The following is a 15,544-nucleotide window of genomic DNA, read 5'->3' as shown; positions in this document are numbered from 1 at the left end:
AGGAGGACCAAGGGTTCCGCTACTGCCCGTGCGGCATGCGCCCAGCGCGACGAGGGGAGCGGCTACGCCACCGGCTGATAGACGTAACGGAAGTACCAGACCTCGCGCCCCTGGCGGCGCGCCTTGCGTTCGTAGCGCGTCTCGGGCCAGTCGTCGGGACGCGTCAGGAAGTCGGCGGGGCCTTTCGCGCTCCACACGAAATCGCGGCGCTGGCCAAGCACCATCATCGCCCAGCGGCAATAGGTCGGATCGTCGGTGCCGAGCCGGAACTCGGCACCGGGCTTGAGCTTCGCCGCGATCAGATCGAGCGGGCCGTGATTGACCATCCGCCGCTTGGCGTGGCGCGCTTTGCGCCACGGATCGGGGTGGAGCAGATAGACGCGCGACAGCGACGCGTCGGGGAGCCGCTCCAGCACGTCGAGCGCATCGCCCATGTGGAGGCGGACATTGTCGAGCTCTTCGTCGCGGACATGCGTCAGCGCGCCGACGACGCCGTTGAGGAACGGCTCGCAGCCGATGAACCCCGTCTCGCGCCGCGCCATCGCCTGGCCGGCGAGATGCTCGCCCGCGCCGAAGCCGATCTCGACCTCGAGCGGGCAGTCCCTGCCGAACAGCGTGACGGCGTCGAGCGGGCCTTCCTCGGGGACGCTGATTTCGGGGAGCAGGCGCTCGACCAAATCGGCCTGGCCCAAGCGGAGCTTGTGCCCCTGGCGGCGGCCATAGAGGCGGCGAGTCGTCATCGGATCGGTCATCCGCGCAGCCTCTAGCGGGCGCAGCGTACGGAGCAAAGTCCCGTTGCGGTCGTTACACCGCTTCAACGAACGGGCGGACACGATGGCGCAAACGAATCAAGAGCAGACCGACGGCGGCGACGTCGAGGAACTGAAGGCCGCCAATGCGCGCGAACTGCACCGTGCGGTGCGCGAGGAGGGGCAGGAGGAGCTCGAACGCCCGATTACCTCGCTGTTCTGGTCGGGGCTGGCGGGGGGGCTGGCGATCAACGCCTCGCTGATCGCCGAGGCGGCGATCGCGGCGCATACCGCGCCGTCGCCGGCGCGGCCGCTGCTGATCGCGATCGGCTATCCGATCGGCTTTCTGATGGTGATCCTCGGGCGGATGCAGCTGTTCACCGAGAGCACGGTGACCGCGATGCTGCCGCTCGTGACCGAGCCGTCCTGGGCCGCGCTCGGGCGTACCTTGCGGCTGTGGGGGGTAGTGCTGGGGAGCAATCTGCTCGGGACCGCGCTCGTCGCGCTCGCCTTTGCAACCCTCGATCTCAGCGATCCCGCGCTGCGCGCCGGGATGCTTGAAGTGTCGATGAAGATCACCGAGCACGACATGCTCGGCACTTTCGTCAATGCGGTGCCAGCGGGTTTCCTGATCGCGATCGTTGCCTGGACCTTGCCCAATGCGCGCGAACAGGCTTTCCTGGTGGTGTTCGGGATCGTCTACGTCGTCGCGATCGGCGGGTTCAGCCATTCGGTGGTCGGATCGAGCGAAACCTTCCTGTTGCTCTTTTCGGGCAAGATCGGCGGGGGACAGGCCCTTGCGTTTCTCGTACCCGCGGTGCTCGGGAATCTGTTTGGCGGGGCAGGTCTGTTCGCTGTGCTGGCGCATGCGCAGGTGCAGGAAGAAGGCGCCTGATCCGGGCGGAGCCAATCCGCTGTCCGCGGCGTTGGGCGTGCGATAGATGGGGAGTACGCACATGAGCAAGATCGCCAAGGCCGCGCGCAAGATCGCCCATGCCGATCGCAAGGCCACGCACCTCGCCGCTGCGCATCGCGACACGCCCGTGGTCAAGCTGGCGGGGGCGGCGAGCGAGGTCGCCGACCAGCCGCCGTTGCTGCTGCTCGGCGTCGGGACGATTGTGGTCGGCGCCGTGCTGCGCCGTCCTACGGTGATCCGCAACGGCGTGCGGATGCTGGCGAGCGAAGTGCTCGCCACCGCGATCAAGAATGGCATCAAGCGCTCGATCGACCGCACGCGCCCGCAAAAGGCGATCGAGACGGGCAAGCACCGCTTCGCGCCGGGCAAGAGCGCGGCGCACGGCGATACGTCTTTCCCCTTCGGCCACACCGCCGGCGCGGTCGCGGTAGCAGGCGCGATCGCGCAGGATGTGCCGGGCGCGCTGGCCCCGGCCTATGCGGCGGCGGCGGGGGTCGCGGCGGTGCAGATGCCGCGGGGCAAGCACTACATCCTCGATACCGTCGCCGGGGCTGCGGTCGGCTTCGTCGCACAGAAGGCGACGAGCCTGATCATCCGGGCGGCCGAGCCAGCCTTGGTCCGCCTGTTCAAACGCGCGCGCTGAGCCGCTGTCCTTAACGAAACCTTCATTTCAATTCGTAAGTGCCGGTAAAACCGAACGAAATACTCATGGCCCTTAATCGATACAAAAGGGGCGTGACATGAAGCTGACATATTGGGCAAGCCTTGCGCTCGCCACCTGCATTCCGTCGCTCGCGGCGGCGCAATATAGGGTGCAATGGGCCGCGCCGGCGGCGGCGACGGCGGCGGGAGCGGGGCCTTCGGCCTATTTTCCGATGGGGATGCCGCTGCAACTGACGACGCGCACCGAACTCAACACCAAGGAAGCGCATTCGGGCGATCGCTTCTATCTCGAAGTGGCCGAACCGCTGGTCTATCATGGCCAAGTGGTGGTGCCGGTTGGATCGATCGCAGTCGGCGAAGTGATGCGGTCCGAGCGCAACGGCCATTTCGGCAAGCGCGGCCAGCTCGATGTGCGGCTCGATTATGTGCAGACCCCGTCGGGTCCGGTGCGCATTTCGGGACGCTCGGCGCGGCAGGGGACGGGGCAGGGCGTGCTCGCGATCGGCGGTGCGCTGTTCGTGTCGTGGCCAATGATATTCATTCACGGCACGAGCGGGCGGCTGCCGGCCGACTCGCCGATCACCGCCTATCTCGCCGACGATCTGCGCTTCACCGTGCGGCCCGAGGCGACCCAGGCCGCGCAGGTCATGCCCGATGTGGCGCCGCGCGCTTTGCCGGCGCGGTTCGATCCGTCGGTCTTCTCGGCCAACCGGCCGTAACGCGGGCGCCGAGCGCGGGATCAGCCCGCGCTCGGCGTTGGATCAGGCGGCGACGGCGCTCTTGAGCGCGTCGACCAGATCGGTCTTCTCCCAGGTGAAGCCATCGGCATCGGGCTCGCGCCCGAAATGGCCATAGGCGGCGGTCCGCTTGTAGATCGGCGCGTTGAGCTTGAGGTGCTCGCGGATCCCCTTCGGCGTCAGGCGAACGAGCTTGGGCAGCACTTCCTCGATTTTGGCTTCGGGAACGGTGCCCGTGCCGTGCAGATCGACATAGAGCGACAGCGGCTCGGCGATACCGATCGCGTACGACAGCTGGATCGTGCAGCGCCGCGCGAGGCCGGCGGCGACGACGTTCTTCGCCATGTAGCGCGCGACATAGGCCGCCGAGCGATCGACCTTGGTCGGATCCTTGCCCGAGAAGGCGCCGCCGCCGTGCGGGGCTGCGCCGCCGTAGGTGTCGACGATGATCTTGCGGCCGGTGACGCCTGCGTCGCCATCAGGACCGCCGATTTCGAACGCGCCCGTCGGGTTGATGTAGATCGCGGTCTTGTCGCTGATGAAGCCGTCAGGAAGGACGTCGTGCATCACGCCGCTGACATAGGCGCGCAGCTCTTCGTACAGCGCCGGATTGGCGTTGTCGCCCTGCAGGCAATAGCCCGCCTTGTGCTGCGTCGAGACGACGAGCGCGGTCGCGCGGACCGGCACTTCGTTCTCATAGGCGAGCGTGACCTGGCTCTTGGCGTCGGGCTCGAGGAACGGCGCGGCGCCCGAGTGGCGATCGGCGGCGAGGCGCTCGAGGATCTTGTGGCTGTAATAGAGCGTCGCGGGCATCAGGCCCGGGGTCTCGTCGGTCGCATAGCCGAACATGATGCCCTGGTCGCCAGCGCCTTCGTCCTTGTTCGCGCCTTCGTCGACGCCCATCGCGATCTCCGCCGACTGGCCGTGGAGATTGTTGTAGAACGCGAAGGTTTCCCAGTGGAAGCCCGACTGCTCGTAGCCGATTTCCTTGACGGTGTTGCGGACGGCCGCCTCGATCTCGGCGAGCGCGCCATCGGCCCATTCGCCATTCTCGTACACGCCCTTGCAGCGGATTTCGCCCGCGAGGACGACGAGGTTGGTGGTGGTCAGCGTCTCGCACGCGATGCGCGCATAGGGGTCCTTGCCGAGGAACAGATCGACGACGGTGTCGCTGATCTGGTCGGCGACCTTGTCGGGATGGCCTTCGGAGACCGACTCGGAGGTGAAGAGAAAATTGGAACGCATGTGTAAGATCCTCATGTTGAGGAGAGCTTCGGCCGTTGCCATGCCTGATATAAAGCTTTCCTTATATGACGCCCTATCGTGCCAAACGGCGCAATGCAAATGCCGAAAGGGCAAGGATGATCCCGATCAGGAACGCCAACGCATTGCCGAAGCGCGCGAACAGGGTGGGGGACGCGACGGGCGGGATCGGCAGTTCGATCGCGCCTGCGGTTTCGGCCGGGATCGACGCGAGGATCCTGCCGTGCGCGTCGATGATCGCCGAGATGCCCGTCGGCGTCGCCCGGATCACGGGCAGGCCCTCCTCGATCGCGCGCATCCGCGCTTGCGCCAGGTGTTCGGACTGGCCCCAATAGCCGTACCAGCTGTCGTTCGACGGCTGAAACAGCAAGGCGGGGCGGTGGCCGGGCTGGACGACGCTCCCGGAGAAGATGATTTCGTAGCAGAGTTGGAAGCCGACGCGGCCGAAGGCGGGCAGATCGAGCCCGTCGGCACCATGGCCTGGGGCGAAGTCGAAATCGCCGGGGACGAGCCGCGACAGGCCGATCGCCGAGAGGAGCGAGCGCGCGGGGAGATATTCGCCGAACGGCACCAGATGCGCCTTGTCGTACCGGCCGAGGATGCGCGCGTTCGCGTCGATCGCGAAGATCGAATTGGTGGCGCTGGTGACGGCGCCGGCACCATCGAAATTGAGCGCATTGCCGCCGGTCAGCACGACGTCGCGCGGGCCGAGCACGGCGGCGATGCGCCGGCGAACGGTTCCGGGGGTTTCGGCATAATATTGGAAGGGATAGCCGCTTTCGGGCAAATAGCGCAGCGCGCCCTCGGGCCAGACGATCAATCGCGGGGCGGGGCCGGGCTTGCCGCTGAGCCGGGCGAGCGCCTGGAGATTGGTTTCGGCATAATCGTCGCGCGGACGCTGTTCGTCGGCGGCATCGGGCTGGACGACGCGGATGCGCGGGGCGTTCGGTGCACTGGGGGCGATCGCCGGCGCGAGCGATGCAAGTGTGAGGATCGCGAGCAGCGCGACCACCGCGGCGGGCAGGCCCCAGTCGCGGCGCAGCGCCAGCAATAGCGCGCCGGCGACGAGGATCGTCACGCCCGAGAGCGCATAGGTGCCGATCCACTGTGCACTGCGCGCGACGCCGATCAGCGGCAGCCAGATCTCCGACAGCGGATTCCACGGATAGCCGGTCAGCAGCGTGCCGCGCAGATATTCGGTCGCGATCCAGGCGGTGGCGAAGAGCAGGACATAGCTGGCGTCGATCACCGGGCGACGCAGCTTCCACGCGACCGTCGCGGCGAGCATCGGGAAGATCGCGAGGTAGAGCGCGAGCAAGGCCGGCGCGATCGACCCGAGCGCATGCGGCATCGCATCCTGATAGCTGAACGCCTTGGAGATCCAGTTATTGCCGATCGCGAAATGGCCAAAGCCGAACAGCCAGCCGCGCCACAGTGCCGCTTTGCGGGTCGGCGCCTGGTGGACGAGCAGCATCCATGCCGCGAGACAGCCAAGCGTGACGGGCCACCAGCCGAGCGGTGCGAAGCCGACCGCGGCGATTCCGCCGAGCAGGAACGAGAAGAGCGCGGGGCGTTGGGTCATCGCGTGCGGCTATCGCGGGATCGGCGGAGCAACGCAACGCTGCGCTTTGATCCTCCCCCTGCGGGAGAGGATTTGGTAGGGCATGCGGATGACACGTCCTTTTCACCTGGCTTTCCCGGTTCATGACCTTGCCGCTGCGCGCGCCTTTTATGGCGGGACGCTCGGTTGTGCCGAGGGGCGTTCCTCCGACGCGTGGATCGATTTCGATCTCTACGGCCACCAGATCGTGGCGCATTTCGACCCAGCCGCGAAGCCCGTTGCCGTGTCGAACCCGGTCGACGGCCATGACGTGCCGGTGCCGCATTTCGGCGTCGTCCTGACGATGCCCGACTGGCAGGCGCTCGCCGACCGGCTCACCGCCGCCGGCACGCGCTTCGGGATCGCGCCGCACCTGCGCTTCGTCGGGCAGCCGGGCGAGCAGGCGACGATGTTCTTTTATGACCCCTCGGGCAACGCGCTCGAGTTCAAGGCGTTTGCCGATGACGCGATGATCTTCGCGACATGAAGGATTTGTGATGAGCGACCCGATCACCCTCGAAATTCCGCACAAGCTCGGGCTGGCGGGCGCTCGCGCGCGCGTCGAGGGCGGGGTCGGCAAGATCGTCGAAATGGTGCCTGGCGCGACCTCGGTCGATCATCATTGGGAGGGCGATACGATGCACTTCACCGTCGCCGCGCTCGGCCAGCGCGTTGCGAGCCGGCTGACGGTGGCGCAGGACAAGGTGCGCGCCGAGATCGATCTGCCGATCTTCCTCCGCCTCTTCGCCGACAAGATCCGCGCGAAGCTGGCGAAGGAAGCGCCCAAGATGCTGGAGTAGCCGCTAGGCGGTAGCGCTTTACCGTGCGCTCACCCGCCAGATCGTGTTGCCGACATCGTCCGCGACCAGCAGCGCGCCGGCTTGGTCGGTGATCACCCCGACCGGCCGCCCCTGCGCTTCGCCCTTGGCGTTGAGGAAGCCCGTCAGCACGTCGACCGGCTTGCTGCCCTTGACCGGGAAGCCGGTGGCACCGAACGGCACGAACGCGACCTTGTAGCCCGAAACCGGCACGCGGTTCCACGAGCCATGTTCGCCGACGAACGCGCCGTTGGCGAACTTGCCGCCAAGCTTGGCGTCGGTCGCGAAGGTCAGGCCGAGTGCCGCGACGTGCGGGCCCATCGCGTAATCGGGGCGCTTGGAATATTCCTGCAGCGCGGGGTTTTCAGGCTTCACGCGGGCGTCGGGATAGCCGCCCCAATAATACCAGGGCCAGCCGAAATTGTCGCCAAGCCCGACGCGGGTGATGTAATCGGGGACGATGTCCGAACCGAGCATGTCGCGCTCGTTGACCGCGACCCACAAAGCGCCCGACTTGGGCTCGAACGCCATGCCCTGCGGGTTGCGCAGGCCGGCGCCGAACACGCGGAAGGTCTTCGCCTTGGGATCGACCTGAAGGATGTTGGCGCGGAATTTCTCGGCGTCGAGGCCGTTGTCGGCGATGTTGCTCGACGATCCGACGCCGACATAGAGCAGCCCGTCGGGCCCGGCGAGCAAGGTGCGCGCCCAGTGATTGCCGCCGCCATTGAGCGGGATGACCTTTTCGGGCTTGGCGGTGATCTGGGTCTGGCCGGGCGTGAAGGGCACGCGGACCAGCGCGTCGGTGTCGGCGATATAGAGCTGGCCGTCGAGCAGTGCCATGCCGGTCGGCGAGTTGAGCCCCGAGATTAGCACGGTGCGCGTTTCGGCGATCCCATCACCATTGGTGTCGCGCAGCAGCGTGATGCGGTTGGGCGAGGCGACGCCGGCGCCGCCCTTCTTCATCAGATAGCCCATCACGACATCGGCCACGCCCTTGGTCGCGCGCGGCGGCGAGTTGGTCTCGGCGACGAGGACGTCGCCATTGGGCAGGCGATAGAGCCAGCGTGGATGATCGAGCCCGGTGGCGAAGGCGGCAACCTTGAGGCCGGGCGCGGCAACGGGGGTCGCGCCGTTCTTCCAGCCGATCGCATCGGCGACCTTGATGGTCGGGATCGTCTGTTCGCGCGGGGCAGAGATGGTCGGACGGTCACCCTCGACCGCGCTTGCCGAAAGCTGGGCGGGTTCGGGCTGGAACAGCCACCAGAGGAGCCCGATCGCGACCAGAACGACGATCGCGAGGATGATGAGGATGTGTTTACGCATGGAGTGGAAATAGGCGGCGAAGGCGGGCAGGGGAAGCGCGTTCTCGCCGCGCGCGGTGACAAAGAATACCCCTCGCCTTCAGGGGAGGGGTAGGGGGTTGGGGGACGCCTCGCCGAGATCGGCGCTTGTGACGTCCCCACCCCAACCCCTCCCCTGAAGGGGAGGGGCTAAGTCTGTACTTAGGCGACCGCAGGCTCGCCACGGACATGACCCGAGGCCAGGTCGAAGCGGTCGGCGTTCATCACCTTGACCCACGCCTTGACGAAGTCCTTCACGAACGTGTCGCCGGCATCGCCCGAGGCATAAACCTCGGCCAAGGCCCGGAGCTGCGAGTTGGCGCCGAACACCAGGTCGGTGCGCGAGGCGGTCCACTTTTCCTCGCCGGTCTCGCGCAGCGTGCCGAGATATTCCTCGTCGCTGTCGTCGCTGATCTGCTTCCACGCGGTCTGCATGTCGAGCAGATGCACGAAGAAGTCGTTGGTCAACTGGCCCTTGCGGTCGGTGAACACGCCATGCTTCTCGGCCTTGGGGTGGTTGGCGCCGATGACGCGCAGGCCGCCGACCAGCACCGCCATCTCAGGCGAGCTGAGACCCAGCAACTGCGCGCGGTCGACCAGCAATTCCTCGGTCGGAACGCTGAACTTGACCGAGAGATAGTTGCGGAAGCCGTCGGCCTTGGGCTCGAGCACATCGAAGCTCTCGGCGTCGGTCTGCTCGGCCGAAGCGTCGGTACGACCCGGCGCGAAGGGCACTTCGATCGCGTGGCCCGCTGCCTTGGCAGCCGCTTCCACGCCGACCGAGCCGCCGAGCACGATCAGATCGGCGATCGACACCTTCTTCGCTCCCTTGCCGTCGAAATCGGCCTTGATGCCTTCGTAGACACCCAGCACCTTGGCGAGCTGCTCGGGCTGGTTGACCTCCCAATCCTTCTGCGGGGCCAGGCGGATGCGCGCACCGTTGGCGCCGCCGCGATGGTCCGAATGGCGATAGGTCGAGGCCGATGCCCAGGCCGTCGTCACCAGCTCGGCAACCGAAAGCCCGGAATTGGCGATCGCCTGCTTGAGGCCGGGAACGTCGCTCGCGTCGATCTGCGCATAATCGGCAGCGGGGATCGGATCCTGCCAGATCAGGTCTTCGGCGGGAACGTCGGGACCGAGATAGCGGACCTTCGGCCCCATGTCGCGATGCGTCAGCTTGAACCAGGCGCGCGCAAAGGCATCGGCGAACGCCGCCGGGTCCTTCTGGAAGCGCTTGCTGATCTCGAGGTACGCCGGGTCCTTCTTGAGCGCCATGTCGGCGGTCGTCATCATCGTCGGGACCTTGACGCCGGGCGTGTGCGCCTTGGGGGCAAGCGTTTCCTCGGGGTTGCCGACCGGCTGCCACTGGTGTGCGCCCGCCGGGCTCTTCACCAGCTCATATTCGTGATCGAGCAGCATGTCCCAATAGGTCTGATCCCAGGTGATCGGCGTCGGGGTCCAGGCGCCTTCGATCCCCGAGGTGATCGTGTCGTCGCCCATGCCGGTGCCGTGCGTCGACACCCAGCCCATGCCCTGCGTCGCGATGTCCGCGCCTTCCGGCTCGACGCCGACGAGCGAGGCATCACCCGCGCCGTGCGCCTTCCCGAAGGTGTGGCCGCCGGCGGTGAGCGCAACGGTTTCCTCGTCGTTCATGCCCATGCGCGCGAAGGTCTCGCGCATGTCGCGCGCCGAGCCCATCGGGTTGGGGCAGCCGCCGGGGCCTTCCGGGTTGACGTAGATGAGGCCCATCTGGATCGCGGCGAGCGGGTTTTCGAACGCCTTGCCCGATTCCTCGTTGATGCGGGTTTCACCGAGCCACTCTTCTTCGGTGCCCCAGTAAATGTCCTTGAGCGGCTCGAACACGTCCTCGCGTCCGCCACCGAAGCCGAACACCGGGCCGCCCATCGATTCGATACCGACGTTGCCGGCCATGATGAACAGATCGGCCCAGCTCAGCTGCTTGCCGTACTTCGCCTTGATCGGCCACAACAGGCGGCGCGCCTTGTCGAGGTTGCCGTTGTCCGGCCAGCTGTTGAGCGGCGCGAAGCGCTGCGAGCCCGACGACGAGCCGCCGCGACCGTCACCGGTGCGATAGGTGCCGGCCGAGTGCCACGCCATGCGGATAAAGAACGGGCCGTAATGCCCGTAATCGGCCGGCCACCACGGCTGGCTGTCGGTCATCAGCGCGGTCAGGTCGCGCTTCACCGCGGCGTAATCGAGCGTGTTGAAGGCTTCGGCATAGTCGAAGTCGTCGCCCATCGGGTTGCCCGACAGGCCGTTCTGCTGAAGGATTTCGAGGCTGAGCTGGTTGGGCCACCAATCGCGATTGGTGCGGCCGAGCAGCGAGCGGAGCGCGGCGGGCTCCTTGCTCGGATCGCTCAGCGGGCTGCCTGAGGTAATGGCGTCCATGTGTCTCTCCATGTGTCGAGGCTTGTGATCTCGAAAGGGAAGATGCCATGAACGCCGTGATCGAGGAAATGTATTAAACCGCAGAGAGTGATCGACCGGGTGATTTCTGCGGCCGACCGTCAGCCGTCGCGACCCTCGGGTTCGGCCTTGGGCGGATGCAGCCGCAGGCCAAGCACGCGGCGCGTATCCGCGGCGGTGACTTCGAGCGTCCAGCCGCTGTCGTGGACGATGCATTCCCCGACTTGCGGGACATGGCCTGCGAGCACCGCGGCGAGACCGCCGATCGTGTCGATATCGCCATCGACCTCGGCGAGCCGCGGGTCGATCGTCTCGCCGACATCTTCCAGCTCGGCGCGTGCATCGGCTTCCCAGGCGCCGCCGTCGAGCGGCACGAGCAAGGCCTCGGGGGCATCGTCATGCTCGTCCTCGATATCGCCGACGATTTCCTCGATCAGATCCTCGATCGTGACAAGACCTTCGGTGCCGAAATATTCGTCGAGCACGATCGCCAGATGGACGCGCTTCTGGCGCATGTCGGCGAGCAGATCGAGCGCGCCGCGCGACATCGGCACATAGAGCGGCTCGCGGATCAAATCGGCAATGCTCGGCGGGTGCGGCGCACCGGTCGCGAGGATGCCGAACACATCCTTGATATGGACCATGCCGATGATCGTATCGAGCTTCTCGCGATAGACGGGCAGGCGGCTGTGGCCGGCCTCGGCAAACAGCGCGACGAGGTTGGCGAAGCTGGTGCGCTCCTCGACCGCCACGATATCGGCACGCGGCACGCCGACGTCGCCGGCATCGCGCTCGCCGAAATGAAGCAGGTTGCGCACCATCGTGCGTTCGAGCGGCGAGAGATCGCCCTTGGCGTCGGGCGCGGGGTCATCCTCATGCGCATCGATCGCTTCCTCGAGCGTCGCGCGGAGCGATTCGTCGCCGGTGTGACCTGAGATCCAGCTGCGGAAGCTCCGCCAGATGCTGGTTTCCGCGTGCTGGGCACCGCCGAGATGGCTGGCGGTGCCGGCAATACTTTGGCCGTCGGGCATGGCGGTCAGTTAGTCCTCTTCGATGAGATAGGGATCGGCAAGGCCAAGACTCTTCAGCGCGTCGATCTCGATCGCCTCCATCGCCTCGGCCTCCATGCCGCCCATGTGATCATAGCCTAGCAAATGCAGCGTGCCATGCACGAATAAATGCGTTGCGTGATCTTCGAGGCTGACGCCTTTTTCCATCGCCTCGCGCGCGCAGGTCTCGTGCGCGAGCACGATGTCGCCGAGGAGGACCTCGCCATCGTCGCTGTTCTGCCCGATCGTGTCGAGCAGGTCGGCTTGCACCATCGGGAAGGAGAGCACGTTGGTCGGCTTGTCCTTCTGGCGATATTGCGCGTTGAGGACCTGCACCTCGGCGTCGGTGGCGAGGCGGATCGAGACCTCGACCGTGGCGGCGCCGGTGACGAGCTCGCCATGCGGCGTGCGCGAGAGCGCGGCGGTGGCGGCGCGGGTGGCGAGCGCTTCCCAGTCGTGCTCGGGCCAGACGTCTTCGTGGGAGAGGGCGATTTCAAGCATCAGGCAAGGTCCGTCTTTGCAAAGTCGTTGCCCTTGTACAGGAGCGTGGCCTTATTGGTCTTGGCACAGGCATAGGCGAAACAGTCGCCCATGTTGAGCTTGGCGGAATGGCCGCTGTTGCGGCCGTAGGTCTGGTAAGCGTCAAGTGCAGCGATCAGTTCCGTCGATCCGACATCGACCAAACGCAAGGACAGCAACTCGGCCGACTCTTCCACCAGTGCGCGCGCTTCCGGCACCGATAAGCCGCCGCGCTTGCGGACCGCGCTTACGGTTTCCCAGCACGACATCGCAGACCAGAGCGAGTCGGCTTCCGCCAGCACGGTTTGACGGAAGCGGTCGCGCTCCGGTTCATTGGTGATCATGGCGACGAGCGCGGAGGCATCGACGAACAGGGTCAATCCGGGTCCTCGCCCCACATCTCGTCGAAAAACGCTTTGTCGGCATCTGCGCCCGCTGTTGGCGGAAAGCTGTGGCTGGCCCACAACGCATCCAATTTCTCGCGCGCCGAGATCTGCGGCGCGGCGCGGTCGAGTTCGGCCTCTCGCGCTGCGGCGAGTTCGCGGACAAGCGCGGTCTTGGTGAGGCCCGACCGTTCGGCGACGCGAGTCACCAGGGCAGCGGTTTCCTCATCCTTGATGTAAAGCGATGCCATCTTCCGTCTCCGGGGATATCCGTTCCTTATAGGTCAGGATATCCCCGCTTTCAATCAGCTTGCGCCTTCATATGCCTCGACGATGCGTCCGACGATCGGGTGCCGCACAACGTCGCCCGAGCCGAAGCGACAGATCGACAGGCCTTCGACTCCCTCGAGCCGCCCGACCGCATCGTTCAACCCGGACGCATTCATGCCGCCGGGCAGATCGGTCTGCTTGGGATCGCCGCACACCACCATCCGGCTGTTCTCGCCGAAGCGGGTGAGGAACATCTTCATCTGCGCGGGCGTGGTGTTCTGCGCCTCGTCGAGGATGATGAAGGCGTCGGCCAGCGTACGTCCGCGCATGAAGGCGATCGGCGCGATCTCGATCTCACCGCTGGCGATGCGGCGCTCGACCTGCTCGGCAGGCAGGCAGTCGTTGAGCGCGTCGTAGAGCGGGCGAAGGTAGGGATCGACCTTCTCCTTCATGTCGCCGGGGAGGAAGCCGAGCTTCTCGCCCGCCTCGACCGCGGGGCGCGACAGGATGAGGCGCTGGATGCTGCCGGTGATGAGCTGCGCGACGGCCTGCGCGACCGCGATATAGGTCTTGCCGGTGCCCGCTGGCCCGAGCGCGAAGATGATGTCGTTGTTGAGGAGTTGACGCATGTAATGCGCCTGCGCGATCGTGCGCGGGACGATTGTCTTCTTGCGCGTGCGGATCATGATCTGCGGGACGGCGCCGCCGCCGGCATCGGCCTGGATGATCCCGGCGAGCGTCGGCTCGCTCGACATCGCGATCACGGCGTCAATCAGCCCGGTATCGACCACTTCGCCGCGTACGATGCGATTGTAGAGCCCGTGCAGCACGTCGCGTGACTGGGCGACCGCCTCGGCGCTGCCCTCGAGCCCGACCTTGTTGCCGCGCGCAGTGATGTAGACGCCAAGCTTGTTCTCGAGCGCGAGCAGGTTCTGATCGAATTCGCCGAACAGCTGCGCCATCAATTGGGGACGATCGAACACGAGTTCGGTGCGGCTGCGATCACCGGATTGCGCGGGGACGGGCTTGCGGCTCATGCGGTTCCTTAACGTCGGAGGGTGAGCAAAAGGTAGGGGGTGCGGCGCGGATAGATAGGTGGCGATCGGAATATTCCGATGCGGCGCCCGCAGGCGCTGGGCTCGCGCGCGAGGATCAGCGGCGCAGGCCGATCCGTTCGAGCACGATGCGTCCGCCCGACAGCAGGATCATGCCGACGCCGGCCGCGATATAGACCCACAAGGCCGCCGGATTGCGCTTCCATTGCGGCGGCACGAGTTCGGTCGGAGCGGGTTTGCGCATGGGCTGGTTTTGCGCTTTTTGTTGTGCGGTGTCGAGAGTTTCTGCGCCTCCCCTCCCTGGAAGGGAGGGACTGGGGGTGGGTCAGCCTAGGGCAGGCGTCCGGCGTAACAACGGGCCGACCCACCCCCGACCCCTCCCTTTCAGGGAGGGGAGGATTTAGGCGGGCCGCTGCCCAAGCATCGAATTCGCACCCGCCTCGGCCAGCGTCACTTCGACCAGGTCGCCGATCGCCGCATCACTCACCAGATGGACCGATTGCAGCCACGGGCTCTTGCCGATCAACTGGCCGGGCAATTTGCCAGCGCGTTCCATCAACACCTGGCACGTCCGCCCGACGGTCGCCGCATTGAACGCCGCCTGGTCGCGGTTGAGCGCGGCCTGAAGGCGCTGGAGGCGGTCGTCCATCACGTCTTCTGGAACTTGATCGCCCATCGTCGCCGCGGGCGTTCCGGGGCGCGGGCTGTATTTGAAGCTGTACGCCTGCGCATAGCCGACGGCATCGACGAGGCTCAGCGTTTCGAGGAAATCGGCCTCGGTCTCGCCGGGGAAGCCGACGATGAAATCGCCCGACAGCGCGATGTCGGGCCGTGCGGCGCGGACGCGGTCGAGGATGCGCAGATACGAATCGCGGCTGTGGCTGCGGTTCATCGCCTTGAGGATGCGGTCGCTGCCCGCCTGCACCGGCAGATGCAGGAACGGCATCAGCTTCTCGACCTGCGCATGCGCGTCGATCAGCCCCTGCGTCATGTCGTTGGGGTGGCTCGTCGTGTAGCGAATCCGCGCGAGTCCCGGGATCGCATCGAGCGCGGCGATCAAATCGTGCAAGCCCCGCGCGCCATCGCTCCACGCGTTGACGTTCTGGCCGAGCAGCGTGAGCTCGCGCGCTCCGGCGTCGACCAATGCCTTGGCCTCGTCGACGATCTGCCCCCAGCTGCGCGAGACCTCGCCGCCGCGGGTATAGGGCACGACGCAATAGGTGCAGAACTTGTCGCAGCCTTCCTGCACCGTCAGGAACGCGCTCGGCGGTACGCGGCGGCGTGCGGGGAGGTGGCCGAACTTGAGGTCGACCGGCATGTCGGTATCGAGCGCCGCTTCGCCGCGCGCGGCCTTCGCCACAAGATCGGGAAGGTTGTGATAGGCTTGCGGGCCAACGACGACGTCGACCTTGGCGCGGCGCACGATCTCGGCGCCCTCGGCCTGTGCGACACAGCCGGCGACGGCGATCATCGGGGTGCGGCCCTGCTTGCCAGCATCCTTGCGCAGCCGGCCGATGTCCGAATAGACCTTCTCGGTCGCGCGCTCGCGAATGTGGCAGGTGTTGAGCACGACGAGGTCGGCGTCCTTGGGATCAACCTGCGTCAGTCCCTGCGCGGCCATCAGCTCGCCCATGCGGTCGCCGTCATAGACGTTCATCTGGCAGCCGAACGATTTTACGGCGTACGTCTTGGGAGCGGTCTTGGGGGCGGTGGTGGCGTCTGACATGATCGGCGGCGCTATAGGCGCAAAAGCGC

At 66.3% G+C, this 15,544-nt stretch carries 17 protein-coding genes; 5 read left to right on the top strand and 12 right to left on the bottom strand.

Annotated features, from left to right (window positions below):
- Positions 1-62: 62 nt before the first annotated feature.
- Entirely contained in the window at positions 63-752 is a 690-nt protein-coding gene (gene trmB / locus ACVWYO_RS03065; RefSeq protein ID WP_457348725.1) for a tRNA (guanine(46)-N(7))-methyltransferase TrmB, read from the bottom strand.
- 82 nt (positions 753-834) lie between these two features.
- On the opposite strand from trmB, the gene ACVWYO_RS03060 reads away from it, so the two are divergent.
- From ACVWYO_RS03060 to ACVWYO_RS03050, 3 genes are all read left to right on the top strand, one after another.
- Complete coding sequence (locus ACVWYO_RS03060) at positions 835-1,644, top strand: formate/nitrite transporter family protein (protein WP_457348724.1); 810 nt, start codon at positions 835-837, stop codon at positions 1,642-1,644.
- A 61-nt stretch (positions 1,645-1,705) separates the two neighbouring features.
- The gene (locus ACVWYO_RS03055; RefSeq protein ID WP_457348723.1) at positions 1,706-2,308 is read left to right on the top strand and encodes a phosphatase PAP2 family protein; all 603 of its coding nucleotides are present in this window, start codon (positions 1,706-1,708) and stop codon (positions 2,306-2,308) included.
- A gap of 97 nt (positions 2,309-2,405) precedes the next feature.
- Positions 2,406-3,047, top strand: coding sequence for a hypothetical protein (locus ACVWYO_RS03050; protein WP_457348722.1), 642 nt, complete (start codon positions 2,406-2,408; stop codon positions 3,045-3,047).
- 42 nt (positions 3,048-3,089) lie between these two features.
- Here ACVWYO_RS03050 and metK read toward each other — a convergent pair whose 3' ends face one another.
- Together metK and lnt are read right to left on the bottom strand one after the other, a co-directional pair.
- On the bottom strand, positions 3,090-4,310 hold the full coding sequence (gene metK / locus ACVWYO_RS03045; RefSeq protein ID WP_457348721.1) for a methionine adenosyltransferase: 1,221 nt from the start codon (positions 4,308-4,310) through the stop codon (positions 3,090-3,092).
- Between the two features lie 73 nt (positions 4,311-4,383).
- Complete coding sequence (gene lnt / locus ACVWYO_RS03040) at positions 4,384-5,910, bottom strand: apolipoprotein N-acyltransferase (protein WP_457348720.1); 1,527 nt, start codon at positions 5,908-5,910, stop codon at positions 4,384-4,386.
- 88 nt (positions 5,911-5,998) lie between these two features.
- On the opposite strand from lnt, the gene ACVWYO_RS03035 reads away from it, so the two are divergent.
- Positions 5,999-6,415: a VOC family protein gene (locus tag ACVWYO_RS03035; RefSeq protein ID WP_457348719.1), complete on the top strand. Its 417-nt coding sequence runs from the start codon at positions 5,999-6,001 to the stop codon at positions 6,413-6,415.
- A 10-nt stretch (positions 6,416-6,425) separates the two neighbouring features.
- Positions 6,426-6,728, top strand: a complete 303-nt coding sequence (locus ACVWYO_RS03030; protein WP_457348718.1) for a polyhydroxyalkanoic acid system family protein — start codon at positions 6,426-6,428, stop codon at positions 6,726-6,728.
- 18 nt (positions 6,729-6,746) lie between these two features.
- Here the strand turns inward: ACVWYO_RS03030 and ACVWYO_RS03025 are convergent, their stop codons facing one another.
- The 9 genes from ACVWYO_RS03025 to miaB all read right to left on the bottom strand — a co-directional run bounded on the left by ACVWYO_RS03025 (position 6,747) and on the right by miaB (position 15,515).
- Entirely contained in the window at positions 6,747-8,069 is a 1,323-nt protein-coding gene (locus tag ACVWYO_RS03025; protein WP_457348717.1) for a PQQ-dependent sugar dehydrogenase, read from the bottom strand.
- 179 nt (positions 8,070-8,248) lie between these two features.
- On the bottom strand, positions 8,249-10,495 hold the full coding sequence (katG, locus tag ACVWYO_RS03020; RefSeq protein WP_457348716.1) for a catalase/peroxidase HPI: 2,247 nt from the start codon (positions 10,493-10,495) through the stop codon (positions 8,249-8,251).
- A 119-nt stretch (positions 10,496-10,614) separates the two neighbouring features.
- A complete protein-coding gene (locus ACVWYO_RS03015; RefSeq protein WP_457348715.1) occupies positions 10,615-11,544 on the bottom strand; it encodes a hemolysin family protein in 930 nt (309 codons plus the stop codon).
- 9 nt (positions 11,545-11,553) lie between these two features.
- Complete coding sequence (gene ybeY / locus ACVWYO_RS03010; RefSeq protein ID WP_457348714.1) at positions 11,554-12,063, bottom strand: rRNA maturation RNase YbeY; 510 nt, start codon at positions 12,061-12,063, stop codon at positions 11,554-11,556.
- Positions 12,063-12,461, bottom strand: a complete 399-nt coding sequence (locus ACVWYO_RS03005) for a type II toxin-antitoxin system VapC family toxin (RefSeq protein WP_457348713.1) — start codon at positions 12,459-12,461, stop codon at positions 12,063-12,065. The genes ybeY and ACVWYO_RS03005 overlap by 1 nt, the downstream gene beginning before the upstream one ends.
- The gene (locus tag ACVWYO_RS03000; protein ID WP_457348712.1) at positions 12,458-12,715 is read right to left on the bottom strand and encodes a type II toxin-antitoxin system VapB family antitoxin; all 258 of its coding nucleotides are present in this window, start codon (positions 12,713-12,715) and stop codon (positions 12,458-12,460) included. Before ACVWYO_RS03000 ends, ACVWYO_RS03005 begins: the two co-directional genes overlap by 4 nt.
- A gap of 54 nt (positions 12,716-12,769) precedes the next feature.
- Entirely contained in the window at positions 12,770-13,771 is a 1,002-nt protein-coding gene (locus tag ACVWYO_RS02995; RefSeq protein ID WP_457348711.1) for a PhoH family protein, read from the bottom strand.
- 115 nt (positions 13,772-13,886) lie between these two features.
- Complete coding sequence (locus ACVWYO_RS02990) at positions 13,887-14,033, bottom strand: hypothetical protein (RefSeq protein ID WP_457348710.1); 147 nt, start codon at positions 14,031-14,033, stop codon at positions 13,887-13,889.
- A gap of 156 nt (positions 14,034-14,189) precedes the next feature.
- On the bottom strand, positions 14,190-15,515 hold the full coding sequence (gene miaB, locus ACVWYO_RS02985; RefSeq protein ID WP_457348709.1) for a tRNA (N6-isopentenyl adenosine(37)-C2)-methylthiotransferase MiaB: 1,326 nt from the start codon (positions 15,513-15,515) through the stop codon (positions 14,190-14,192).
- Between the last annotated feature and the right edge of the window lie 29 nt (positions 15,516-15,544).

The sequence above is a fragment of the Sphingomonas sp. UYP23 genome (genome assembly GCF_054059235.1).
The sequence above is the reverse complement of the archived record's forward strand: the minus strand, read 5'-3'. Positions and strand labels throughout refer to the sequence as shown.